We start from the raw sequence: 24,720 nt of genomic DNA, 5'->3' as shown, positions 1-24,720 counted from the left end.
CCGTCCGGCCCGACGACGATCTCGGTGTAGCGGAACGGCGCCGCCACGCCGCCCGTGGCGTCGGAGGCGTAGCGGTCGTTGCCGAAGCTCACGCCGGCCTCGCGGATCACCACGCCCGGCGCGGCCAGACGCTCGGCGTCGCTCATCTCGAAGAACTGGCTGTCGGGGAACTCGTCGCTCACGGGAGCGACGCCCGGGGTCGCGCCGCCGATCCGGGGCTCGGTGAGCGCGAAGCGGCGGGCGTCGCGCGGCACGAAGGCGCCGACGCGGTCGATCTCCCGCGTGGTGTTCAGGGGGACGAGCCCCTGCTGCACCACGAGTCGACCGAGGGGGTGCAGCAGAAGGCCGTCGGTGCGTGGCACGTTCCGCACGCCGGCCACCTGCGTCGCGGCCGCCGGCAGCTCCGTCCGCCAGCTGCCGGGGTCGCCGAGCCGGGCGAGGAGCTCGGTGACGACGTCGATGGTCTCGGTGACGACGGACCCGCTCCCGCCGATCAGGGTCTTGTCGAAGGAGACCGTGTAGTCCCACCAGAGGATGCCGAAGGTGGCTTTCCCGGCGACCCGCAGCGGGATCGGCCCCTCGAGCATGCCTCGGACGTCGACCTTGAACAGGTTCCGGGAACCGCGCTTGAGCTGGACGCCCGCCGCGAAGTCGGCGATGAAGTGCGGCGGCCAGAAGTTCACCAGCACGTCGAACCCGATGTACCCCTGGATGCTGAACCCGTACGCGGCGGCGTACAGGGACGCCTTCGCGCCGAACTGCAGGGTGTTCGTCGTGATCGCGAGGTAGGCCTCGATGACCAGCTTGGGGTTGTCGCCGGTGGTGAGCGCCACCGAGACCCGCGGCAGCACGGGGAAGTTCGCCGGCGGACTGAACCGAGGGTTGAACCCGCCCACCGCGAGCGCGAAGCCCTGGCCCCGCTCGCGACGGAACGCCGCCGCGCCGGTCAGCACGAAGCGACCGCACAGCGTCGAGTCGTACAGGACCGCGTCGAGGGCGGCGGCCCCGGTGTCGAAGTCGAACACCCCGACGACGTCGAGGTTGAGCCGGACGAGTGCGTTCTCCTCCTGCGGCAGCACCGACGACACCCGGCCCAGCACGAGCAGCCGGCTCGTCTCCGAGACCGAGTCGCGCTCCAGCATGAGCGCGAGGTCGGCCCGCAGCAGGGGGTGCGCACTGCCGAAGGTCAGCTTCACCAGGAGGCCGTAGATGTGCGTCCCGTCCTTCGGAGGGAAGAAGGTGCGCAGCGCGGCGACGAGCTCCGGGAGGTGCTTGACGGGGTCGGCGGGGAAGAGGATGTGCTTGAGCTGCCCGGACGGCAGCGCCGCGCGGACGGCGGCCACGTCGAGCGTCCGGTCCGCTGCGTAGAGCACACCCAGACCGTCGAGCGTGACCACGCCGGCCTGCCACCCGAGATGCTCGACCGTGCCGATGAGGAGGAGGGACGACAGCTCGTTGCCCTCGCGGTCCCGGGTCGACGCGAGCCCGATGCAGGTGATCGTGATCTGCTTGCCCACGCGCAGGACGAGCGCACCGACGTAGTCGCCGGTGGTCGGGTCGTGCTGGATGGTGCCGCCGCCGCTGACCGGTCCGGTCCGCAGGTCCAGGGCGATCCCCGTCGGCCGGGTCGCGTCCACGTGCGCGTCGATGACCCGCAGGTTGCGCTCGGCGGAGGGGGTCATCGTGTCCACCGCGGCGAACAGGCCCAGCCGGTCCACCCGGACGTACAGGGGGCCCAGCTGCGTGCTGAACGACACCAGCCCGCCGGCGGCCACCGCCCACCCGGTCTCCGGCGCCTCCGCCCGGCGCCCGGCCAGCCGCAGCACCACCTCGTGCACGTTGATGCCCAGCGTCCCGCCCCCGCCGAGCGGGAGGGTCTTCTCGATCGCCGGCGGACCCGCCGGACCCGAGGAGTCGAACGGCGGCTCGGGGCCGGTCGCGTCGACGGTCGAGGGGACGTGCACCTCGTGGATGAACCCGAGCGCGGCGTCGTACCCCAGCCCGAGGGAGAACACCTTCCGCATCGGCCGGCCACCGAGCAGCTTGCGCACGAAGCTGTCCTTGTCGGCCGAGTCGATCACCAGGGCGCAGTGGTCCAGCCGCAGGAGGATGCGCGCGCCGGAAGCGCTCAGCGTGAGCACCGCCGCCATCTCCCCGATCTCGAGCCGGGTCCCGGTGGATCGCGGCAGGGCGTAGCTGATCCCTGTCTCGTCGGGCGCGGCGCGGTAGCCCACCGAGACGGCCGAGCCGGCTGCGGTCGCGTTGGGCTGCACCCCGTCGCCGTCGATGAGCAGGGCGGCGCCGGCGTCGCTGCGGATGTCGACCCGGAACCTCCAGGTGGGGCCGTCGGTGGCCCCGGGGTTGAGCACCTCGTCCAGCGTGAGAGTGCCGCCGAGCGCGAGGAACAGCTGGTGCGGGCGTGCGGGGGTGCCCAGTCGCCGGGGCAGGTACATCCAGGTGACGCGCAGCTGCTCGGAGTCGGTGCCGCCGTCGCGCCGCAGCGCGAGCGAGACCATCCGGCCCGCCAGGACGTCCGCCGCCGTCGGGCGCGCCGGCGAGTCCACGTCGAGCGCGGCCGCGTCCCAGCCGACGATCACGTCGTCGAGCACGTTCAGGGCGTCCTCGTCCAGCGTCTGGTCGACGACGGCGATCGCCGCGACGATGCCGCGGATGAGCCCGTCGACGACGAGGAACGACGTGTCGCGCGCGGTGTTCAGGGTGCTCCCCTCGGCACCCGGCTGCGTGTCGTCCAGGTCRTCGAGGGTCCGCCCGGGGTTCCACACGAACGAGAAGATCGTGCCGAAGGCGTCGAGGAACCGGGTGTGGGCCTGCTCCCCCGGCGCCAGCGACCCGGTGAGCTCGGTCGTGATCGCCACCGCCTGCATGACCAGGAACAGCTTGGGCCAGCGGCGTCGGACGTAGGTGCTGCCCAGCAGGTCGAGCAGGCTGTTCACGAACGTGTCGCCGCGGCCCGCCCAGTCGGTGCCCTGCCACGACTCGACCTGGTCGATGACCGCCCCGAGGAGCAGGGCGAGGTTGCCGGCCGCCTCGATGTCCGCCTGCAGGTCCGTGTCCACCTGCGCCCGGTACTCCGTGATCGCGGCGAGCGGGGCCTCCGGCAGGACGAGGGCCTTGGTCGTCGCGTCCGGCGCGGCCCCGAGGTCGGTGAGCACCGCGCTGCGGACCTCGGGCCGGCCCAGGAGGTCGGCGGAGAAGGTGACGAAGTCGAGCACCTCGCCCGCGAGCTGGCGGAGCACCGAGCGCGCGCTCACGGTTCCGGCTCCGGGATCGGCACCCGGCTCAGCACCGACTCGCGCAGCTGCTCCGGCGGCGCCTCGGCCTGCGGACCCAGCGACGCCCGGTGCACCATGTACGGGCCGAGCACCGGCAGCTGGGTCTCGGGGTCGACGGCCGACGTGTGCACCTCGCCGACGGCCGTCACCGTGCCGTCCTGACCCGACTCGAACCGGCAGATCCCGAAGTTGGACCGGAACATCATCTGCCGGGTGTTCCGCATGCGGTCCAGGGCTGCCTGGTGCCGGCCCGCGACCGCCTGCATGGCCGGGAAGGCCGTGGCGGGGTCGGCGAGCTGGGCCTCGATCGTGGCGTCGTCCAACGGTGCGACCCGGATCGGCGCCGGGCGGTCGACGTCGGCGCGGTCGTCGAGCAGGGGGGTCACCCGCCAGCGCCACTCCGGGGGCTTCGCCGGGTTGAGCCGCGACGTGAGCTCGGGGTCCGGCTGCTCGCCGTCCTCGTTGTCGTCCAGCCAGCCGTGCGTCGCCAGAAGCACCGGGCTGCGGAGCAGCTTGGCCCGCGTCGTCGCCACCAGGTCCGCCTCGGTCCGGTCGCGAGGGAGCAGCACGAGGTCGGCGTCCGGGCGGGTCCAGCCGAGCCGCTCGACGCCGAGCCTCGCGCGCAGGAGCTCCTGCAGGAGCATCGCGCTGCGGTCGAGCGCCCGCAGGTAGACGGGCATGACGTTCTTGAACCCGCTGGAGGTGAACTGCGCGATGCGGGCCGGGCGCTCCTGCGCGCCCCGCCAGTAGCTCATGACGTTCGACGCCGCGTTGTGCACGTCGCCGGACAGGACCACCACCCGCTGGTGCTCCGCGAGCCTGGCCAGGAGGTGCTCGAACGTGATCGCGTCGAAGGCCCAGGTCTCCAGGGCGTCCGGGTTCGTCCCCGGCATCCGGCGGTTCCCGGCCACGGACGCCGGGTCGGTCAGGTCGCCGGCCGTGGCCAGGTCGAAGATCCGGTAGATCGCCCGGGCCACCACCTCGTCGATGACCGGCGGACCGATCACCTGGAGCGGTGCGATCACCACGAGCACCTCGCGCCCGGCGGGCAGCGGCGGTCGCGGGATCTGGTCCACGAGCGCCTCCGTCGACACGTTGCCCGGTGGGCCGATCTCCGCGACGTAGCTGCGCCGCGTCCGGTTGTCCAGGGCCACCACGACGTGCTGAGGACCGTCGACCGTGAAGTGCCAGGTGATCGGCGCGTCGACGGCGCCGAACCGGCCGTCCGGGAGCGGTGGGTTGTCGAGGTTGTGCCCGAACATCCGACCGACGGCGGCGAAGGCGTCCGCGTCCGGACCGGGCGTCGATGCCGGGAACAGCCGGGCCGCCTGGTCGAGCAGGTCGCCCGGCAGCTGACCCCCCAGCTCGGGATGGCTGGGCGTGGTGACCGGGTCGTACCGGCGCGGATCGTTGCCCCAGTCCTGGAAGAGGGCGTAGGCGAGCATCCCGTTGGTCAGGATCACCTGGCCGAGGGCGGACCCGAGCACCCGGTGCCGCCACATCGGGTTGAGGAAGAAGTCGTCGGTGACGTCGTGGTCGTCGATCATCATGTACGTCGGCACGTTCGCGAGAACGCGCTGCACCCGGCCGAGCCCGAGCAGGAGCTCGCGGTGCACGCGGTGGCTGCGCAGCCTCGACCGCCGCTCGCGGTCGGCCTCCTTCGCGCGGTCCTCGTCGGTCTTCTTCGCCTCCTTCGCGGCACGCCCGGCGAGCGTCGCTGCGTCGGCGTACAGGTGCTGCGGGACGCGCTCCGGCGGGACGTGCGTCGGCATCACGACGTCCTCGTCTGCACCGAGCGTGTCCAGCCAGCGCAGGGCGGTGCCCCCGCTCGTCGTGGCGCCGGGCACCTCCTCCCCCCAGCAGGCCGGCGACCAGACAAGGACGTAGGTGGCGGCGAACTCCCCGAGCGAGATCAGGTGGTTCCTGCCGTCGATGCTCGTCAGCTGGCCGCTGACGGTGGTCAGGCCCAGCCGCCCTTCGACGGTCGGCCCCGGGCGGCCGTCGTCGACCGGGAACTGCGGTGGCCCGGCCGGCAGGTCTCCCGCCGCGGCCGTCTCCTGCGGTGTCTCGGGGGTGTACGCCGCGGTCGGGTCGGCTTCGGTCGGCGTGCTCGCCGGCGGCCGCCGGAGGACCTGGCCTACCTTCACCCGCTCGACCGGCACCCCGCCGGCGGTGCCGATGAGCTCCACGCCGAGCTCGACGACGCGGAGCATCATGATCGGGTCCACGTCGTCGGCGTAGATCTGGTCACCGCCGAGGAACAGCTGGTGGATCCGCGCGCGCGGGTCGTCGACCCGTTCGCCCAGGTACTCGTCCATCCAGGCCAGCGCGTCTCCGTCGTCGTACCCCGGCCGGCGGCACGAGCCGTACGCGAGCCGCAGGTCGTCGAGGGTCGTCGGCGGGAGGGCGAAGCTCGGCAGCATCCGGTCGGCGTAGCCGAGGGGCCCCACGTCGACCCCGCTGACCGTGTGCGGGCCGAGCAGACCCAGCTCGGCCAGGTCGGTCCTGTTCTGGGTGCCTTCGATGGTGACGTTGTAGGAGTAGAGCCGATCGGACTGGAAGACCTTGCCGGAGGCGGGGGGCAGACGCGCGGTGACGAGTCCGAGGTGGAGCTGCTCGCCGATGCGCACCGTCGACTCGCCGGGATGAGGCGCAGGAGCGTTGGGGTCCGAGGGATCGCCGCTGCTCGCGAAGGGCGGGTTCGTGGTGTCGAAGGCGACCCGCCCCTCCCAGACGGTGAGCCTGACGGTCGCCGGTTCGCTGAGCATCACCTGGACCGCGACGAGTCCTGCGTCGACGCGACGCAGGACAGGACCCGCGAGGAGGAGCGGAAGCTGCATCAGTTCTCGCCTGCCCCACTGCTGAGGCGATACCGGACACATCGGACGCTAGACCCAGATCGCCCGCCGCGGCCAGGGTGGGTCGGCGCGGTCAGCTCTCCGGTTCGGCGACGAAGCCGGGGATGTCCTCGACGCGGCGGTAGACCGGCAGTCCGCGTTCGTGCGCGATCGCGACGTCCTGGTCCGCCCCCGTCGACTCACCGTCGACCCGCAGGACCGCGTCGCAGTGCTGGAGCAACCGCTCCGCCGTCGGGTACATCACGGAGTCCGCCAGCGGGCTCAGCGGGCCGTCGGCGCCCGCGCTGCTCAGCACCGGAAGCGCCACCCACTCCCCGATCATCGGGATGTGACCGGCGCGGAAGATCGGCCAGGCGGACTGCTCGAGGCGTCGGAGGTTCTGCTCCATCAGCGCGGGATCGTCGCCCGTCCCGGAGCGGTAGGGGCCGGCGATGAGGATCATGAGTGGCGTCGTCATGTGCGATAGTGTGCACGAGTCGGAACGAACAAGGGAAATCGTGCAGATGCTCGCCGCGCAGCGCAAGGAACTCCTGCTGGACCGGCTCCACGCCGACGGGCGGCTCGTGGCCAGGGACCTGGCGACCGAGCTGGACACCTCCGAGGACACGATCCGGCGGGACCTGCGCGAGCTCGCCGCCGCCGGACTGTGCCATCGCGTGTACGGCGGCGCCATCCCGGTCGCCCCCGCGGCTGCGAGCTACGCCCGCCGGCAGGAGCTCGCCACGAGCAGCAAGCAGCGCGTCGCGGCCGCCTGCCTCCAGCTGGTCGAACCGGGGAGCACCCTGATCCTGGACGGCGGCACCACGGCGCTCGAGGTCGCGCGCGCGCTGCCCCGCGACGACCAGCTCACCGTGATCACGCACAGCCCGACGATCGCCGTCGCGCTCGTCGACCACCCGGCCGAGGTGTTCGTCCTCGGCGGGCGGCTGTTCAAGCACTCCGTCGTGACGTCCGGCGCCGCCACGGCCGAGGCGGCGGCACTGATCAGCGCCGACCTGTTCCTCCTGGGCGTGACCGGCGTGCGGGCGGACACGGGCCTGACCACCGGCGACGCCGACGAGGCTGCGATGAAGCGCACCCTGGCGCGCCGGGCGTCGCAGACCTGGGTGATGGCGAGCGAGGAGAAGATCGGCGCGGCGTCCCCGTTCACGGTCCTCGGGCTCGACGAGGTCTCCGGGATCGTCAGCGACGCGGACCGGACGCACCCCGTCCTCACCGAGCTGGAGAGCGCCGGGGTCCGCGTGCTGCGCGCCTAGGACGAGGCGTCGACCCGGAACTCCACGGTCGTCACCGGGTTGTCGAACTCGCTCGTCCGCAACGAGACCTGGAGCCGCCAGGTGCCCGCGGACGGGAGCACGACCTCGGCGGTGTAGGTGCCGGGACCTGCGTTCGTGAGCGCGACGGGACCGAGGTCGACCTGGTCCGAGGAGAGTCGGGCCCTCGGCGCGCCGAACCCCTCGAAGGGCTCCCCCGCCGCGTCACGCATTTCGAGGGTGACGGCGTTGGGTCCGGCGGTCAGCGGTGCGAGACGCGCCTGCAGGTGGACGTCACCGAGCGTCGCCGTCTGGACGCCCTCCCTGGCCCGGTCCACGGCCGACGCCTCCACCTGCGGGCTCCGGTCGACCAGGAACCCGGTCACCGCCAGGGCCACGACGAGCACGGCAGCCTCGGCGCCCAGGGAACGCACGAGGAGGTCGGCCCCCGCTCGGCGGGTGCGGAGCCGGGTGCTGGCCCGCAGGGCGGGCACGAGCCGGTACCGGTTCCAGGCGGCGATCCCGACGGCGACCAGGGCCAGCGCCACCTTGGCCAGCAGGAGGCGGCCGTAGCCGGTGCTGACCAGCGCGTCCCAGGAGCCGACGATCCGCCATGCCAGGACGGAGCCGGCCGCCACCAGGGCGACGAGGACGCCGGCCGCGAGGGCGGAGAACCGGGCCAGGACGTGCGCCGCGACCTCGCCCCGGTCGGCGAGCTCACGGAGCGTGAGTGCGAGTCCCACCAGGCCGCCGAGCCAGATGCTCCCGGCGAGCAGGTGCAGCATGTCGGCGCCGACCACCAGCGCCTCGGGGGACGCGGCACGGGTGTGACCGGTGAAGGCCGGCGCGACGAGCGCGACCGCCGCGGCGACCAGCGCCACGAGACGTCGCGATCCGGTGAGGGCCCCGCGACTCAGGAACCCCACGCCCACAGCGGTGCCGAGCACGACCGCGGCGGTCACGACGTACTCGGTCGTCGGCACGCCGGCCCACGTGCTGGTCCGCGCCAACGAGCCCGCACCGCCGCCCACCTGGTACAGGACCGTGAGCGGCAGCCCCAGGAGCCAGGCCACCACCGTGGCCACGGCTGCGCCTCGAGCGACGGAGACCAGCCGGGAACGCACCTGGCCCGTGAGCTCACCGGCGGGCACGACGAGGAGGGCGAACGCGACGAGGCCCGTCGACAGCAGCAGCCCGCCGYAGCCGACCCAGCGGGCCAGGCTCAGCGCGACGGGTGCGCGGGTGCTGGCGCTCGAGGTGCTCGGCGGGAGCGCCACCTCTTTGCTGGGAGCGCCGACCGAGAAGGTGAGCGACCCGCTGACGGGGTGCCCGTCCTCCGACACCACCCGCCAGACGACCACCAGCGTCCCGGGCGCCGCCTGCTCGGTCAGGGTGACCGCCAGCTCCGTGCCGGAGACCGCTGCGGACGACGCCACCGGAGCACCCTCCGCGTCGAACACCCGGACACCGTCCGGCACGCCCGCGACCGCCTCGTCGAACGTGAACCGGATCCGCTCCGGCGCCGCGTCGAGGACGGCACCCTCGGCCGGGTCGGAGCCAATCAGGGTCGAGTGCGCGCACGCAGGACCGGCCGAGCCCAGGAGCAGCCCGGCGACCGCGACGAGGAGCAGCAGCAGCGCTCGCGCGGGCGAGCGGCGTCCGATCATGCGCGCCGACGCTGGAGCACGAGTGCCGTCCCGCCCATCACGGCGCCGACCAGGCCGACCACCAGCGCCCCGACCGTCCACGCGTCGACGCCGTCCGCCTTGTCCTCGACCGCGGCGCCGCCGTCGGCAGCGAGGCTGGTGTCGATCACCGCGGGCGCGCCGTGGCCGTCGCCCGGTGGTGCGGTGAGGACGAACGACGGGGCCGGAAGCTCGAGCGCCTCCCCGTCCTGCCCCTCCGCCGGCACCTCGATCCAGGCGGCCTCGCCCTGCTCGCACGTCTGGATGGTCGGGAAGACCAGGGTCTCGCCCTCGAGGTCGGGCAGCAGGAGCGACAGCTCGAGGACGTCGCGGTAGCCCTCGGGGAGCGGGCTGTCGGTCCGGTAGGTCACGGAGGCGACGCGTTCGGTGATCTGACGGCCGTGGCTGTCGGTGACCGACGGGTCGAGCTGCTCCAGGTTCTTCTCCACCTCCCACAGGGCGTGGCGGGTCGGGGTGACCGAGACGATCTCGTCCGGGAGCTGGATGGTGATCCCCGTGGTCGACGATCCCTGGCACCCGTGCGGGACGCTCACCTCGAGCACCGCGTAGGCGCCGGCCGCGGTGGTGGAGGGGGTGATGGTCACGTGCGCCTGGGCCGGCGCGGCGACACCCACCAGCACGAGCGTGACCGCGGCGCCGACGACGCCCGTCCGCGCCACGAGTCGCTTCATGGACCGGTCCTCACCTCGACACTGAGCCCGGCTGTCGCCGGTGACGCCGCCACTGAAGCAGCCCGCAGAATCTCTGTCAAGGATGTGAACCTGCTACACACTGTTGAACCGATCTGAGCCCACGCCTAGGATGGCGTTCATATGAGCGAACCATGGTCGCGCATGTGGACCACGCTCCCGAAGAGAGGGAACTGCCAATGCCGAACATCACCGTCGAGCTGCTCCGGGGCCGGACGCGAGGAACATCCTCCGGGCCCGCCTCGTCTGTCGGGCTAGCGCTTCACCTTGATGGTGAGGTCCTTCTTCACCGTCTCGGCCAGGGTGCTCCCGCGGTAGGTGACCGTGACCTTGAGGTCGCCGACCTTGGTCGCCCTGGCCAGCTCGACAGCCACCTCGCCGCCGCTGAGCGTGTCGACGACGGTGCTGCCGCCGCCGACCGCGACCGCCACCGTGCCGGTCACCGGAACCCCGTCAGGTGCGGACAGGATCACCCGCACCAGAGGGCGCGCACCGACCTTCACCTCGCTGGGCGCCTGCACCGCGAGCGTCGGGGTGGCCTTCTTGACCGTCACCTTCACGGTCGTCGCCGACGCCTTGTGCTTCGGGTCACCGGCGTACTCCAGCGTGAGCTGGTGCGTCCCCGGTGCCAGCGAGGTCGCCGGCAGCGGGATCGTCGCCTTCCCCGCCGACAGGGTGCCCGACCCGAGGACGCGGGAGCCGAGACGCACCGTGACCTCGCCCGTGGCCGTGGCCGGGGTGACCGTCGCGGAGACGGTGCCCGCCGTGCCGTAGGTGAACGTCGCCGCCGACCCCGTGATCTTGGTGGTCGCCGGTGGCGTCGGGTTGGCGACCGTGATGGTGAGGGTCTTCACCACCCGCTCGGCCAGGCTGCTCCCCCGGTAGGTCACCGTGAGGTCCAGCACGCCGACCTCGGTCGCGGTGGCCAGCTCGAGGACGACCTTGCCGTCCTTGAGCGTGCCGGAGACCGTGTTGTAGCCGGCGACGTCGATCCTGACCGAGCCGGTCACGGGGACGCCGTCCGGTGCCGAGAGCACCACCGTCACGCTCGGGCGTGTCCCCGGCGCCACCTCGCTCGGCGCCGTCACCACCATCGTCGGCGTGACCTTCTGCACCGTCACCGCGACGGTCCCCGTCGACGGCGCGTGCGTGGGGTCACCGGCGTACTCCAGCGTGAGCTGGTGCGTGCCGGGGACCAGCGACGTCGCCGCCAGCGGGATCGTGACCGTCCCCGCCGACAGCTCGCCCGACCCGAAGGTGCGGGTGCCGAGGAGCAGCGAGACGGTTCCGGTGGCCGTCGTCGGGGTGACGGTCGCGACGACCGACCCCGCCGTGCCGTACGTGAACGTCGCCGCCGAACCCGCGACCGTGGTGGCCACAGGTCCCGGATCCACGTCCTCCTCCACCGTGAGGGTCACCGTCACCGGCGCCGAGTCGAGCGACCCGTCGTTCGCCGTGTACGTGAAGGTGTCCGTCCCGAAGAAGTCGGCCTGGGGGGTGTAGGTGAACGACCCCTGTGCCGCGAGCACGACCGTGCCGTGAGCCGGCTGGGTGGCGTTGGTCGCCGTGAGCGGGCTGCCTTCGGCGTCCGTGTCGTTGGCCAGGACGCCCGGAGCCGCGACCGTGAGGGGATCGCCCTCGGAGGTCGTGAAGGAGTCGGCGACCCCGACCGGTGCGGCGTTCGGGGGCGGCGGTCCCTCGAACAGGTCGTCGATCTGCTCCTCGGTCAGCGCGTAGCCGAACAGCTGGAGCTCGTCGACCAGACCGTCGAACCGGCCGTCCGGCCAGCTGGTGCCGCCGACCAGGTTGGCGGTCGTGCTGCCGGCCACCCCGACGTCACCCATGTCGAGCGTGAAGTCGGTGCGGGTGCCCTTCAGCACCCCGTCGAAGTAGATCCTGCCGGTGGTGCCGCTGTGCGTGTAGACCACGTGCGTCCACTGGTTCAGCGGCAGGTCGTTGCCTGCCCCCAACGTCAACCGCTCCTGGTTGGCGGCGCCGGCCTTCTTGAAGGTCGCGGCGAACCCGGTGGCACCGGCGGCGTTGGTGTTCGACTGCAGCAGGAAGAACGTGTCCGTGCTGCTGCCGATCTGCAGGAGCGGCACCCACGCCGGCAGGACGTCCGGGCGTGCCCAGACGGACACGCTGAACTCGTCGTCCATGCCGTCCTGGACGTTGTCCGGGAGCCTGGCCTGGTTGCCCGTGGCCGAGCCTCCGCCGGGCAGCGACAGCGCGGGGCCGAACCTGCCCTCCGCCGCCCAGCCCGCGGCGCCCTGGAGGGTCGCCGACCCGATCGACTGGTCCAGGCCGGTGTTGGCGGCCGTGGGGCCGGTCCCCTCGTCGAAGGTGTACCGGATGGGCACACCCGATCCCGGGGGTGGCCCCTGGACCGTGTGCGCGATCGTCGCGGTCGAGTCACGCCAGCCGTCGGCTGCCGCGAACCGGACCTCCACCTGGTGGTCGCCCCGGCGCAGGGTGAGCTCGGGGAACGTGGCCGTCCCGGCCGCCAGGGTCACCGGCGACCCGACGGCGGTCCCGTCGACCCACAGCGCGACCGTGCCGCCGGCGGGCTGGCCGTCCTCGCCCTCGACCTCGGCCGTGAACGCCACCGGCTCCGCGAACGGCGACGGGGAGGCCGGGCCGGCCGTGACCGTCGTCGTGGTACGCAGCGCGGTGCCGTCGTCGTACAGGGCCGACACGTCGTCCGCGGACAGCGTGGACGTGTACAGGCGCACGTCGTCCATCAGTCCGTCGTACGCCGGGTCGGGGTACCCGTTGCGGCCCAGCCAGTTGTTCGACGTGGGCCCGACGTCGGCCATGTCGATGGTGAGGTCGGCCCGGCTCGCGACCGCCACACCGTTCAGGTACAGCGTGCCGGTCGAACCCTCGCGGGTGAACGCCACGTGGTTCCACGTGCCCGCGACCACGTCCTTCACCGGGGTGGCGTAGACGCGTTCCTGCAGGGCGCTGCCCTTCGCCTTGAACGTGGCGGCCAGCCCGGTGCCCCCGGCCGCCTGCGTCTGCATCTGGATCTGGAAGAAGCTGCCCGCGCCCTCCAGCCCGTCACCGAGGTGGAACAGGCCGATCCAGTTCGCCTTGGTGTCCGGCCGCACCCAGAASGAGGTGGAGAAGTTCTCCGCGCCCTGCAGCAGGTTGTCCGGCAGGTCCACGGCGTTGGCGTTCGAGCCGCCCGAGAGGTCGAGCGCCCCTCCCAGAGCCCCGTTCGGCGACCATCCGGTGGTGCCGGTCAGGGTCGCTGCCCCGACCGACGAGTCGGTGCCGGTGTTGGCCGCCGACGTGCCCTGGCCCTCCTCGAACTCGTAGTGGACCGGCACGTCCCCGACGCCCGGGTCCACGGCGATGACGACGAGGTCGTCGATCACCAGACCGGCGCCGGCTCCCGTGAGGCTCAGCGTCTCGGCGCGCGCCGAGGCCGTGAACGTCCCGACGTAGGTGCCGAACGTGATGGCCCTGCTGCTCTGGGAGGGCATGTCGGTCGTGGCCGTGAGCGTGGTGCTCAGGCTCCCGACCGTCAGCGTCGCCGTCCCGGGGCCCGACCCTGCCGACCGGCTGTCGCGTGCGTACCGCAGCGAGATCCGGTACTCGCTGTCGGGCTCGAGACCCGTGAGCGTCCGCTCGAGGCTTCCCGAGCCGCCCAGCGCCAGGTGGTAGCCGGTGAGGCCGAGGCCACCCTGGCCGGGTGCGGTGCCGCGCACGAGCTGGACCTGGTTGCCGACGGTCCAAGGCGTCATGCGGCCGTTGCCCGGGGCCACGTCGACGACCGCGGCGGGGTTGCCGCCGCGCCAGTCGGTGGGCAGGCGCGGGTACTCGAACTGGTCGACGACCTGCGGGGTCCGCTTGTCCATCGCGACCTCGGGGTCGATGTCCACGATCGAGGCGACCGACGGGGTGCCGTCCGCGTCGAACACGAAGAGCATGTACGCGCCGGGAGGGGCGTACGTGCCGTCCTGCGGAGCGGTGATGGTGACCTCGCCCGACCCGGGGACCTGGCTGAACTGCAGGTCCTGGAAGTTCTGGTCGTTGTTGAAGCCGTGGGTGACCGAGCCGTTGCGGACCAGGGTCACGCGGGAGACGTCACCGGACGCCGTGATCCCGAAGGTCCCGTCGTAGCCGATGGCCTCGGGCGCGTCGGTGATCTCCGGCCGCTGGGCCAGCGCCTCGCCGTCGAACAGGTAGGCCGGGGAGTAGTACTCCACGTCCGTGTAGTTGCGCGGCCCGGGAGCCCCGCCACCGCCGACCATCACGCGACCGTCGGGCAGGAGAAGCGCCGCGGAGTGGTACAGCCGGGCGTGCTCGTACGGTGACTCGACGGTGGTCCAGGTCCCCGTCTCGGGGTCCCAGATCTCGGCGTTCGTGACGTATCCGCCGTTCCCGTTGTTCTCGCGGCTGCCGCCGGTGACGAGCACGTCGCCGTCGGGCATGACCGTCGAGGTCGCCCAGTGGCGCTGGTACTCCATCGGCGCGGTCGGCGCGATGACCGGGTTGGCCGTGCCACCCGTGATGTCGACCGTGAAGCCGGCGCGCGCGCCGTCCGGGCCGCCACCGTTGCCCCACCAGCCGCCGCCGACCTGCAGGATCTTGCCGGGCCGGTACATCGTGGCCGTCGAGGTCGCACCGACCGGGTTGCCGTCGGCGCCCTGGTTGGCGATGCCGGCCGGCAGGGTGCCGCGCAGCGTGAGCTCGCCCTCGCCGGCGTTGCCCTGCGGGTCCAGCTCGAACATCTGGGTGCCGCTGATGTTGAACAGGGTGCCGCTGCCGGGGGTCACGAACGCCCGCGGGTACCACCACCGGTTCTCGTCCGCGCCGGCGTGGTCGGCACCGCCGTCGCCGTAGGCCACCGGGCTGGTGGCACCGTCGAGGGTCTTCCAGCCGCTGCCCTCGTCCGGGGTGTAGATCTCCGGGGTGAGCACGCCGGGTCCGCCCGGTCCGCCGCGGAGGCTGCCGCCCTGCACCACGATGTCGCCGTTCGGCATCGTCGTGCCGGTCGGGTACCACCGCGGGAAGTTCATGGGCGCCTCGTTCTGCAGCCCGTTGTTGGTGGTGTAGCTGGTGACCCCGATGGCGGCGTCGTTGGGCGCGTTGCCGCCCAGGCCGTCGTCACCGCCGACCGTCATCGTCGAGTGGTCGTGCGGGTTCTGCACCTGCATGGAGCAGAACAGGTCGGTGTAGGTGGTGTTCGGCAGGATGCCGCTGCGCAGGTTCGCCAGCGTGCGCTCCTGCGCTGGGTCCCAGACGTCGACCTCCATCTGCCCGCCCTGCGTGATCGAGCTGTCGCCGGTCCAGTCGTAGGGCGTGGTGTCGGTGCCCCAACCGCCGACGCTGCCGAACGACTGGACCGTGCCGTCGGAGGTGAGGGCCATGTTGATGGGCATCAGCGGCCACGGCGTGACGCCGCTCCAGGCGCCGTTGACCTCCTTGGACGGGGACGAGCAGTCGGCCTGCACCAGACCGGACGCGTAGGCCAGGCCGTTGCGCATCTGCGTGCGGATGACGGGTTCGGCGTACGCCGTGCCCTCGTGCCCCATGGCCGAGTACCAGGACCGACCGCTGTCGATCTCCTGGCACCACGTGATCGGGTGCTCGGTGCCCTGACGTCCGCCGCCGTACGACGCCTCGTCGGCCAGCAGCAGGGTGCGCACGTAGGGGGCGGGGTTGACCGTCCAGTCGTACCACTCGTCGCTGCGGGTGAAGCTCGTGGGGAGGCCGGCCGTCAGCGGGTGCTCGACGTCGCGCACGACCACGCGCCCGGGGCGGACGGCGGGGTTCTCCGGGTGGCCCTCCGACATGGCGCCGACGAGGCGGGCGTAGAAGGGGTTTACGTCGTGCTCGCTCTGCCCGACGGACCAGCCGGTGTAGTGCAGACCCATGAAGCCGCCGCCGCCGCGGATGTAGCTCTCGAGCGCGGCGCGCTGGGCCGCGTCGAAGAGCACCCCACCGGTCTGGGCGAACACCATCGCGTCGACGGTGGCCAGGTTCGCCGTGGTGAACGCCGCGGGGTCGTCGGTCTCCTGGATCTCGAGCGTCTTGCCGTACTCGGTGGACAGCTCGGTCGCGAGGTCGCGCACGGCCTGGCGGGCCTGGACGTGCGAGGCGTGGAAGTTGGCCTTGTAGAACAGGAGGACCCGGAGGGTCTCGTCGTCGCCGGGGGCCGCGGAGGCCGGGGCGGCCATCGCCGGGAGGCCGACCGCCAGCGCGGCGGCCAGCGCGACGAACCGCAGGACCGAACGTCGGGCACGTGCGGTCCGCACGTGGGCTGATCTGCGTAGCAGGTTCATCTGGGATCCCTCTGTCGTGGGCTCGGAACAGCGCGACGACGGATCCGACGGTGCACACCGGCGGGCCGCGTCATTTGGACCGTAGTGGCGCGGATTGCGTCGTGCCCCGGCACCCCGCGTCAGCGGAGCTCGGCGATCACCGTCTTCAGCTCGGTGTAGTCGTCCAGGCCGAACGACCCCAGCTCGCGGCCCCACCCGGACTGCTTGAACCCCCCACGCGGCAGCGTGACGTCGTCGGCGTGCCACGTGTTGAGCCAGACCGTGCCGGCGCGCAGCCGCGCACCCACGCGGTGGGCGGTGCCGATGTTCTGCGACCACACGCCCGCGGCCAGGCCGTAGACGGTGTTGTTGGCGGCCGCGACCACCTCGTCCTCGGTGTCGAACGGGATCGCGGTCACGACCGGGCCGAAGATCTCGTCGGTCTGCACCGCCATCTGCTCGGTGACGGAGGTGATCAGGGTCGGGCTGACGAAGTAACCGCGATCACGGGCGGGGTCGGTGCTGCCGGCGCTCAGGACGGCACCGTCGGCGACGGCGCCGCGGATGTAGCCGAGCACCTTGTCGAACTGCTCCTGCGACACCAGGGGGCCCATGTGAGCTCCCGCCTCGAAGCCGTCGCCCACGGTGATCGCGCGGGCTGCGGCGGCGACCCCCTCCACCACCTGGTCGAACACGGCGCGCTGGACGTAGAGGCGCGAGCCGTTGACGCAGCACTGGCCCTCGTTGAAGTAGCCGCCCAGGGTCGCGCCCGCGACTGCGGCGTCGAGGTCCGCGTCCGCGAAGATGATGTTCGGCGCCTTGCCGCCGAGCTCGAGCGACACCTTCTTGAGGTTGACCGACGCCGCGGCAGCGATCTTCTTGCCGACCTCGGTGCTGCCCGTGAACGCGACCTTGTCCACGCCGGGGTGGTCCACCAGCGCGGCACCCGCGTCGCCGTAGCCGGGAAGGATGTTCACGACGCCCGCAGGGACGCCGGCCTCGAGCAGCAGCTCCCCGAGCCGGAGCGCGGTCAAGGGCGTCTGCTCGGCCGGCTTGAGGATGACCGTGTTGCCCGCAGTGATTGCCGGGACGATCTTGAAGCAGGCCATGAGCAGCGGGAAGTTCCACGGCACGATGCCCGCGACCACACCGATCGCCTCGCGGCGCGTGTAGGCGTGGAAGTCCCGGCCCGGCACGGACATGGGGATGGTGGTGCCCTCCATCTTGGTGGCCCACCCGGCGAAGTACCGGAACAGCTCGGCGGCCGTCGCCACGTCCCCGTCCCGGGCGGCCTCGACCCGCTTGCCGTTGTCCAGGGCCTCCAGCTGCGCGAACTCGGTCGCGTGGGCCTCGATCAGGTCGCCGATGCGCCACAGCAGGTGCGAGCGGTCGCGCGGCGTGAACCGGGACCACGGCGAGGGCGCCTCGAACGCGTTGCGCGCCGCGGCGACCGCGCGGTCGACGTCCACGGCGGACGCCTGCGCCACCTGGACGAGGACCTCCTCGGTCGACGGGTTCACCGTGGCGAAGGTCTTCCCGTCCTTCGCGTCCACCCACTCGCCGTCGATCAACAGCTGCTTGGGCGAGGAGAGGAACGAGCGGACGGCGGGCAGGAGGGTAGAGGTGTCGAGCGACATGGTGGCCTTCCAGGAGTGACGCGGAGCGGTGGGAGACGACGGCTACTTGATGATCGAGACCTTCGATCGGTCGAGGGTGAGGGCCACGGCGACGACGATGATCGCGCCGTAGAGGATCTGCTCGTAGGCCGACGAGACGCCGACGGTGGAGAGCCCGACGCGGAGCAGGGTGACCACCAGGGCGCCGGCGAGCGTCCGCCACAGGCTGCCGTGGCCGCCGGTGATGGCGGTGCCGCCGACGACGATGGCCGCGACTGCGGGCAGCAGCAGCGAGTCGGCCACCGTGGGGCTGCCGCTGTAGTTGCGGGCCACCAGGAGCACCGCCGCGAGGCCGGCGCAGGCACCCGAGACGCAGAACGCCCCGATCTTGACGGCGTCGACCGGCACGCCGGCCAGCCGGGCGGCGGGCTCGGAGAAGCCGGTCGCCTTGATGTAGTTGTCCAGCGGGGTCACCTTGATGAGGATCGCCAGGACCGCGACGACGGCCACGGCCACGACGACCGCGGTAGGCACGCGGCCCGCGACGTACATGTTCGCCCAGCTGATCGCCGAGTCGTCGACGACGGGGACCGTGCCCGCGCCGGAGACCACCAGGGCGATCGCCGAGAAGATGCTCATCCCGCCGAGCGTCACGATGAACGACGGGATCCGCAGGAACACGTGCAACGCGCCCTGGAGCGCGCCGAGCGCGGCGGCCACTCCCACCACGGCGGGCGTGCTGAGGCCACCGAGGCTCGGCAGCCAGAGCGCGAGGAACACGCTCGACAGGGAGGCCAGCGCCGCGATGGACAGGTCGATGCCGCCGCACAGCACCACGACCGTGGCGCCCGCCGCCAGCACGGCCAGCGGCGCCGCCGTGTTGATCACGGCGGTCAGGCTGCGCTCCGTGAGGAAGCCGGGGTCGGCGACGGCGAGGGCGACCACCAGGGCGACCAGCGCGATCACCGGCATGAACGAGGTCAGGCGGGCACCGACGGTGGGGCCGCCCTTGACGGCGTTGTCCGTCGCCGGCTTGGTCATGACGGGGGCGCTCACACCATCTCCTTCACGAGGTCGAGGGGCGTCGGCTTGCTGCCCGACGGGCAGTCGACCTCGGCCGTGATCCGGCCGTCGCTCATCACGACGATCCGGTCGGCCATGCCGATCGCCTCCTCGAGGCTGTCGGCCAGCAGCAGGGTGGCCACCCCGGTGTTCGCCAGCTCCCGCATGAGCTTGTAGACCTCGGAGCGCGCCCCGATGTCGAGGCCGCGGGTGGGGTGGTCGAGCAGGAGCAGCCGGATGTCGCCACCCACGAGCCAGCGGGCCAGGACCACCTTCTGCTGGTTGCCGCCGGACAGCCGCTGGATCGGGGTCCCCCGGTGCGGCGTGCGGATCGAGAGCCGCGAGATCCAGCTGTCGACGATCGACGCCTGCTTGACCGGCATGACGAGCGGGCCTGCGCAGCGGACGCCCTGCTTGGTGAGCGTCATGTTGTCGGCGACCGACATGGGGCCGACCATGCCCTCGATCTTGCGCTCGGCGGGCACGTAGCCCACACCCGCGGAGCAGGCCGCGCGGGTGCCGGACAGGTCGAGCTTCTTCCCGTCGAGCGTGACCTCCCCGGCGAGCGTCTCCTCCGCCCCGAACAGCGCGCGGCACACGTCCTCGCGGCCCGAGCCGTGCACGCCGACGATCGCCAGGATCTCCCCCGCTGCGATGTCGAGGTCCACGTCGCGGAACGACGGGCCGCTCAGGCCGCGCACGGTGAGCCGGGGACGCGGCTCACCGGCAGGACGGTCGATCGAGTTGTCGTGGTAGTGGTCGTCGGACCCCGTCGACCCGATCATCAGGCGGTGCAGGTCGCCCGGCACGGCACCGGCGGTCGGGACGTCGCCGACGGACTGGCCGCCGCGGAGCACCGTGACCCGGTCGCACACCTCGAGCACCTCGTCGAGACGGTGCGAGACGAAGATGACGGAGGCGAACTCGCGCAGCCGTCGGATCTGGGTGAACAGGGTCTCGACCTCGCCGGACTCCAGCACCGACGTCGGCTCGTCGAGGATGATCACCGGGGCGTGCTGGGTGCGCTGCTCGATGCGCAGCACCTTGGCGATCTCGACCATCTGCCGGTCGGCGAAGCTGAGCGTGTCCGTGCGTGCCAGCGGGTCGATGGTCGAGCCGATCTTGTCCAGCTGCTCCTGCGCCAGCCTGCGCATGGTCTCCCAGCGGTACAGCCCGCGGCGCACCCCAGGCCCCTCGCTGCCGAGGACGATGTTCTCGGCCGCGGTGAGGTTGGGCACCAGGGACTGCTCCTGGAAGACCATGCCGACGCCGTGGTCGGCCGCGTCCACGACGCTGCGCATCCTGACCTTCTCGCCGCGCACGTAGATCTGCCCCGCGTCGGGGCGGACCAGACCGACGAGGGCCTTGAGCAGGGTGGACTTGCCGGCCCCGTTCTCGCCCGCGAGGCCGAGCACCTCGTTCTGGTTGACGTAGAAGTCGACGCCGTCGAGCGCCTTGACGCCCGGGTAGTGCTTGACCAGGCCACGGACCTCGAGGGCCGGCAGCAAGGGGCTGGGCTGGTTGGCGAGTTCGACGCTCACTTGACGACCTGGTTCCTGTGGCGCAGCGGCACGGCGGCCGCCGCGACGGCGATGACGACGATGAGACCCTGGACGCCGCCCTGCCAGTACGGGCTGACCCCGATCTGCACGAGCCCGTTGGTCAGGACGACGATCAGCAGCACGCCGACGGTGGAGTGCAGGACTCCCCCGCGACCGCCGGTGAGCAGGGTGCCGCCGACGACGGCGGCGGTGATGGACGAGAAGGTGAAGTCGGCGCCCGCCTGCACCAGCCCGGCTCCGAGCTGGCTGGTCACCATGACCGCGGCGAGCCCGTAGAACGCGCCGGCGAGGGTGAAGACCGCCACCTTGTACGGCGCGACCTTGACGCCCGACAGCCCGAGCACCTCCTCGGCGCCGCCGATCGCGTAGGCGTAGCGCCCGAGCCGGGTGTACCGCTGGATGAGCCAGCCGACGAGCACGCAGCCCGCCGCGATCCACGTGAGATAGGTGAACCCGAGCAGCCGGTCGGTCGCCCAGCTCTCCAGCGCGGCGTCCGTGATGTTGGGCTGGACGCCGGCGAACAGGAGCGTCGCGATCCCGATCCCGATGGCCGAGACGCCCAGCGTCGTCATGAACGAGGGGACCTTGAGCACCATGAGCAGCACCCCGCTCAGGCACCCGAGCGCCGCGCCCAGGGCGACCGCGATCGCGATGCCGAGGAACCCGAGGTCGTTGCCGTTGCGGTTGTTCTCCACCAGCAGCGCCACGGTGATGGCCGACGTGGCCATCACCCCGGCCGCTGACAGGTCGATGGAGCCCATCAGCAGCACGAACGTGGCGCCGCAGGTGACGACGGCCAGGACCGAGGCCGCGTCGAGGATGTTCTGGAAGTTGCCCAGCGTGCGGAACTGCGCACTGAGCAGTGAGAAGACGATCACGATCACCACGAGGGCGATCGGAGGACCGGCGTCCCGGAGGGACACCCCCCGCCGAGGCTGGGGGCGCGCCGCGACAACGTCCTCGGCGGGGGATGTCATGGTCACGACAGCGGACCTGCCACACGGTTGAAGACGTTGTCGCACTCGAAGTCGGCGGGGTCGGTCTTCGGCGTCAGGTAGTCGGCGACGTTCTCGTCGGTGATGAGGAACTGCTCGGCGAAGAACGCGCGGTTGTCGTCGGCGATGTCCTCGACCGCCAGCTCGCCGGTGGCCACGCAGTAGCCGATGGCGAGGCCGATGCCACCCTGCCACGGGCCGTCGCTCGAGACGGTCGCGGTCATGGTGCCGTCCTTGATGGCGGTCAGCGCGTCGGGGACGGCGTCGATGCCGACCACGGCCACGTCGGTGCGGCCGGCCTGCTCCAGAGCCTGCAGGGCGCCCAGGGCCATGTCGTCGTTCGCGGCCCAGATGCCCTTGACCTTGTCACCGTGCTTGGTCAGCAGGGTCTCGGTGACCGCGAGCGCCTCCTGGCGGGAGAAGTTCGCGGTCTGCTGGTCGAGGAGCTCGACGCCGGCGTTCTCGGCGAGCGACTCCTCGAGCCCGGCGAACCGGTCCTTGGCCGCCCCGGTGTCGAGGATGCCCTGCAGCGCGATGATGCCGCCCTCGCCGCCGATGGCCTCGGCCAGCGCGTCACCGATCTGCTTGCCGGACTCGATGCCGTTGTAGGTGATGTGGCTGAGCCAGGTGTCGTAGTCGACCGGGTTGAGGTCGGCGGGCTTGTTCCACTGGGTGACCAGGAAGGCCCCGGCCGCCTCGGCGCCCTCGACGATCGGCTTGGTGTCCGCGTCGCCGTTGGGCAGGACGTTGAGCACGAGGCAGTCCGTGTCGCCCGCGAGGACCTGGCGGATCTGCTCCTGCTGCTTGGTGGACTCGCCGTCGTAGGTGAGCCGCTGCTGCTCCAGGCCGACCGACTCGGCGAAGGCGTCGCCGCCGTCGAGCCAGGAGGCCTCGTAGGGGTTGGACTCGTTGCGGACCTGGCCGACCAGCTTGACGTCGGCGGGGTCGCACGAGCCAGTGGCAGCTCCGGAGCCGCCTTCCTCGGCGCTGGACGCCTCGGTGCAGCCCGTGAGGGCCATGGCCGCCAGCGACAGACCGAGCAGCGCGGCGGCGGAACGTGACGTGCAGATCATCGTTGATCCTCTTCCGTAGTGCCAGAAACTCCGGCGGGACAATTCCGAGAGGGTGGTGCGTGAGGCCGCGTGGCGCGGCGCCAGGAACGTCGGGAGTGCCAGCTCGGTCAGCGCGCCATCCAGCCCCCGTCCACCACGAGCACGTGCCCGTTGACGTAGTCGGCTGCCGAGGAGCTCAGGAACACGGCGGTGCCGGCGACGTCGTCGGGGGTGCCCCAGCGTCCGGCCGGGATCCGCTCGAGGATCGCACGCGCCCGGTCGGGATCGTCGCGCAGTGCCTGCGTGTTGTCGGTGGCCATGTAGCCCGGAGCGATGGCGTTGACCTGGACGCCGCGGGGGCCCCACTCGTTGGCGAGGGCCTTGGTGAGGCCGGCGACACCGTGCTTGCTGGCCGTGTAGGAGGCCACGCGGATGCCGCCCTGGAACGAGAGCAGGCTGGCGATGTTCACGATCTTCCCGCGCCCGCGCCCGACCATGGCTGCGCCGACGTGCTGGGTGAGGAAGAAGAGCCCCGACAGGTTGACGTCGAGCACCCTGCTCCAGGACTCCTCGGTGACGTCGACCGTGTCGTGGCGGTCGATGACTCCGGCGTTGTTCACCAGGATGTCGACCTCGTGGCGGTCCGAGATCTGCGCGCCCACGGTGGCGACCGCGGCGTGGTCGCCCAGGTCGAGCTCGACGAGCTCCACGTCGCGGCCGAGGTCGCGGACCGCCTTCTCGGTCTCGGTGTGACTGTCGCGCCGGCCGACGAGCACCAGGTCGGCACCCGCCTGCGCGAGGCCGAGCGCGACGCCCCGGCCGAGCCCGCGACCGGCGCCGGTCACGACGGCCCGCCTGCCGGACAGGTCGAAGGGTGAGCGCGTCACAGCTGCTCCAGGGGGACGGGCGCGAGGTCGGTGTACTCGGTGTTCTCACCGGACATCGCCCAGATGAAGGCGTAGGAGCTGGTGCCCGCACCGGCGTGGATGGACCACGGGGGCGAGATGACGGCCTGCCGGTTGGCGAGGACCAGGTGCCGCGTGGCGCCCGGCTTGCCGAGGAAGTGGAAGACCCGCCCGTCCTCGGCGAGGTCGACGTAGAGGTAGACCTCCGTGCGGCGGTCGTGCAGGTGCGGCGGGAGCGTGTTCCACACCGACCCGTCCGCCAGGACGGTGACGCCGAACTGCAGGGTCGCCGTCTTGAGCTCGGAACCCCACGCGTAGCGGTAGAGATTGCGCTCGCTGGCGCCCTGGGCGGTGCCGATGGACACCCCGCTGACCTCGTCGTGGACCAACGGGGTCGTGGGGTAGGTGGCGCCCGCGCCGGCGGACACGAAGTAGAAGGCGGCGTCGGCGCCGGTGAACGCGACCTCGCTGCCGCGGCCCACGTACAGCCCGTCGAGGTGGCCGAGCTCGAACTTCTCGCCGTCCACGAGGACGTGCCCGGTCTCCCCGACGTTGACGACGCCGAGCTCGCGACGCTCGAGGTGCGAGCCGGTCCCCAGGACCTCGCTCCACGACGGCAGCTCGAGGCGCTCGTGACCCGGGACCGCTCCGCCGACGATCATCCGGTCGTCGTGCGTGTAGACCCCGTGCACCTCGCCGGACTCGAACAGGTCGTCGACGAGAAAGTTCTCCCGCAGGTCCGCCGTGGTTGCTGTCTCCACGCTCGACGGCGATGTCGAATACCGGACCTGGATCACATGTGCTCCCTGTTTCATGAACTGTGTTCGTCTATGTGAATCGCGAACGTACACGTGACCCACCTCACGGTCAAGGGATGGAAGTCCGTCCATGTATGTGGACGAGCGAGTACAGTCGGGGGAACGCTCCGCGCGTGCGAGATGCGCGGAAGATCAGGAGGCTCTGCGATGCAGTCCCCGCACCCGAACGGCACCCTCGGCGCCGCCGGCCCCGTGAAGTCGGCCGCTCGCGCCCTGGACCTCCTCGACGAGATCGCGGCGGCGGGCCCCGGCACCCAGCTGCAGCTGTCCACGCGGCTGGGGATCCCCAAGAGCAGCCTGCACGCGCTCCTGAAGACGATGACCGACCGCGGGTGGCTCGAGACCGACCAGACCGGCAGCGTCTACCAGCTGGGCATCCACTCGCTGGTGGTCAGCTCCGCGTACCTGGCCGGCGACCCGGTGCTCGCGCGCGCCCAGGCGATCATGGACGAGATCGCGGGCGCCACGGAGGAGACCGTCAACCTGGGCCGGCTCGCCGGAAACCAGGTGATCTACACGGCCAAGCGGGAGTCCGTGCACCCCCTGCGGATGCACTCCCCCGTCGGCCGGCGCCTCCCCGCCTTCTCCACCGCCCTCGGACGCGCGATCCTGGCCGAGCGACCCGCCGAGGTCCGCGCC

At 72.0% G+C, this 24,720-nt stretch carries 15 protein-coding genes; 2 read left to right on the top strand and 13 right to left on the bottom strand.

All coding sequences use genetic code 11. From position 1 onward, the window contains the following. From AC1DUQ_RS10160 to AC1DUQ_RS10150, 3 genes are all read right to left on the bottom strand, one after another. On the bottom strand, positions 1-3,272 hold a 3,272-nt coding region (locus AC1DUQ_RS10160; RefSeq protein ID WP_477073738.1), incomplete at its 3' end, for a DUF6603 domain-containing protein. Next, positions 3,269-6,133: a metallophosphoesterase family protein gene (locus AC1DUQ_RS10155; RefSeq protein ID WP_477062370.1), complete on the bottom strand. Its 2,865-nt coding sequence runs from the start codon at positions 6,131-6,133 to the stop codon at positions 3,269-3,271. The genes AC1DUQ_RS10160 and AC1DUQ_RS10155, both read right to left, overlap by 4 nt. A gap of 91 nt (positions 6,134-6,224) precedes the next feature. Then, entirely contained in the window at positions 6,225-6,608 is a 384-nt protein-coding gene (locus AC1DUQ_RS10150; RefSeq protein WP_477062369.1) for a DUF4406 domain-containing protein, read from the bottom strand. 46 nt (positions 6,609-6,654) lie between these two features. Between AC1DUQ_RS10150 and AC1DUQ_RS10145 the strand changes: the two genes are divergently transcribed. After that, on the top strand, positions 6,655-7,407 hold the full coding sequence (locus tag AC1DUQ_RS10145) for a DeoR/GlpR family DNA-binding transcription regulator (protein ID WP_477062449.1): 753 nt from the start codon (positions 6,655-6,657) through the stop codon (positions 7,405-7,407). Here the strand turns inward: AC1DUQ_RS10145 and AC1DUQ_RS10140 are convergent. The 10 genes from AC1DUQ_RS10140 to kduI all read right to left on the bottom strand — a co-directional run bounded on the left by AC1DUQ_RS10140 (position 7,404) and on the right by kduI (position 24,024). Beyond that, a complete protein-coding gene (locus AC1DUQ_RS10140) occupies positions 7,404-9,071 on the bottom strand; it encodes a copper resistance protein CopC (RefSeq protein WP_477073737.1) in 1,668 nt (555 codons plus the stop codon). The two genes, AC1DUQ_RS10145 and AC1DUQ_RS10140, sit on opposite strands and share 4 nt — an antisense overlap. Continuing rightward, a complete protein-coding gene (locus tag AC1DUQ_RS10135) occupies positions 9,068-9,781 on the bottom strand; it encodes a YcnI family copper-binding membrane protein (RefSeq protein WP_477073736.1) in 714 nt (237 codons plus the stop codon). The genes AC1DUQ_RS10140 and AC1DUQ_RS10135 overlap by 4 nt, the downstream gene beginning before the upstream one ends. Positions 9,782-10,053: 272 nt before the next feature. Continuing rightward, the gene (locus AC1DUQ_RS10130; RefSeq protein WP_477062365.1) at positions 10,054-16,092 is read right to left on the bottom strand and encodes a LamG-like jellyroll fold domain-containing protein; all 6,039 of its coding nucleotides are present in this window, start codon (positions 16,090-16,092) and stop codon (positions 10,054-10,056) included. A gap of 119 nt (positions 16,093-16,211) precedes the next feature. Further along, entirely contained in the window at positions 16,212-17,708 is a 1,497-nt protein-coding gene (locus tag AC1DUQ_RS10125; protein ID WP_477062364.1) for an aldehyde dehydrogenase family protein, read from the bottom strand. A 42-nt stretch (positions 17,709-17,750) separates the two neighbouring features. Next, positions 17,751-18,743 (bottom strand): ABC transporter permease, encoded by a 993-nt coding sequence (locus tag AC1DUQ_RS10120; protein WP_477062363.1) that lies wholly within the window; start codon positions 18,741-18,743, stop codon positions 17,751-17,753. Then, a complete protein-coding gene (locus AC1DUQ_RS10115; protein ID WP_477062362.1) occupies positions 18,740-20,290 on the bottom strand; it encodes a sugar ABC transporter ATP-binding protein in 1,551 nt (516 codons plus the stop codon). Before AC1DUQ_RS10115 ends, AC1DUQ_RS10120 begins: the two co-directional genes overlap by 4 nt. Next, positions 20,287-21,198 carry an ABC transporter permease gene (locus AC1DUQ_RS10110; RefSeq protein ID WP_477062361.1) on the bottom strand — a complete coding sequence of 304 codons (912 nt, stop codon included), beginning with the start codon at positions 21,196-21,198 and terminating at the stop codon, positions 20,287-20,289. The genes AC1DUQ_RS10115 and AC1DUQ_RS10110 overlap by 4 nt, the downstream gene beginning before the upstream one ends. A 92-nt stretch (positions 21,199-21,290) precedes the next feature. Then, a complete protein-coding gene (locus tag AC1DUQ_RS10105; protein ID WP_477062360.1) occupies positions 21,291-22,379 on the bottom strand; it encodes a sugar ABC transporter substrate-binding protein in 1,089 nt (362 codons plus the stop codon). A gap of 107 nt (positions 22,380-22,486) precedes the next feature. Continuing rightward, positions 22,487-23,245, bottom strand: a complete 759-nt coding sequence (kduD, locus tag AC1DUQ_RS10100; RefSeq protein ID WP_477062359.1) for a 2-dehydro-3-deoxy-D-gluconate 5-dehydrogenase KduD — start codon at positions 23,243-23,245, stop codon at positions 22,487-22,489. Beyond that, positions 23,242-24,024: a 5-dehydro-4-deoxy-D-glucuronate isomerase gene (gene kduI, locus AC1DUQ_RS10095; RefSeq protein WP_477062358.1), complete on the bottom strand. Its 783-nt coding sequence runs from the start codon at positions 24,022-24,024 to the stop codon at positions 23,242-23,244. Before kduI ends, kduD begins: the two co-directional genes overlap by 4 nt. Positions 24,025-24,228: 204 nt before the next feature. On the opposite strand from kduI, the gene AC1DUQ_RS10090 reads away from it, so the two are divergent. Beyond that, the coding region (locus AC1DUQ_RS10090) for an IclR family transcriptional regulator (protein WP_477073735.1) at positions 24,229-24,720 on the top strand (492 nt) is incomplete at its 3' end.

The organism is Cellulomonas sp. P4_B5_2 (assembly GCF_056402235.1).
This window is presented reverse-complemented; position numbering and strand designations above follow the sequence as displayed.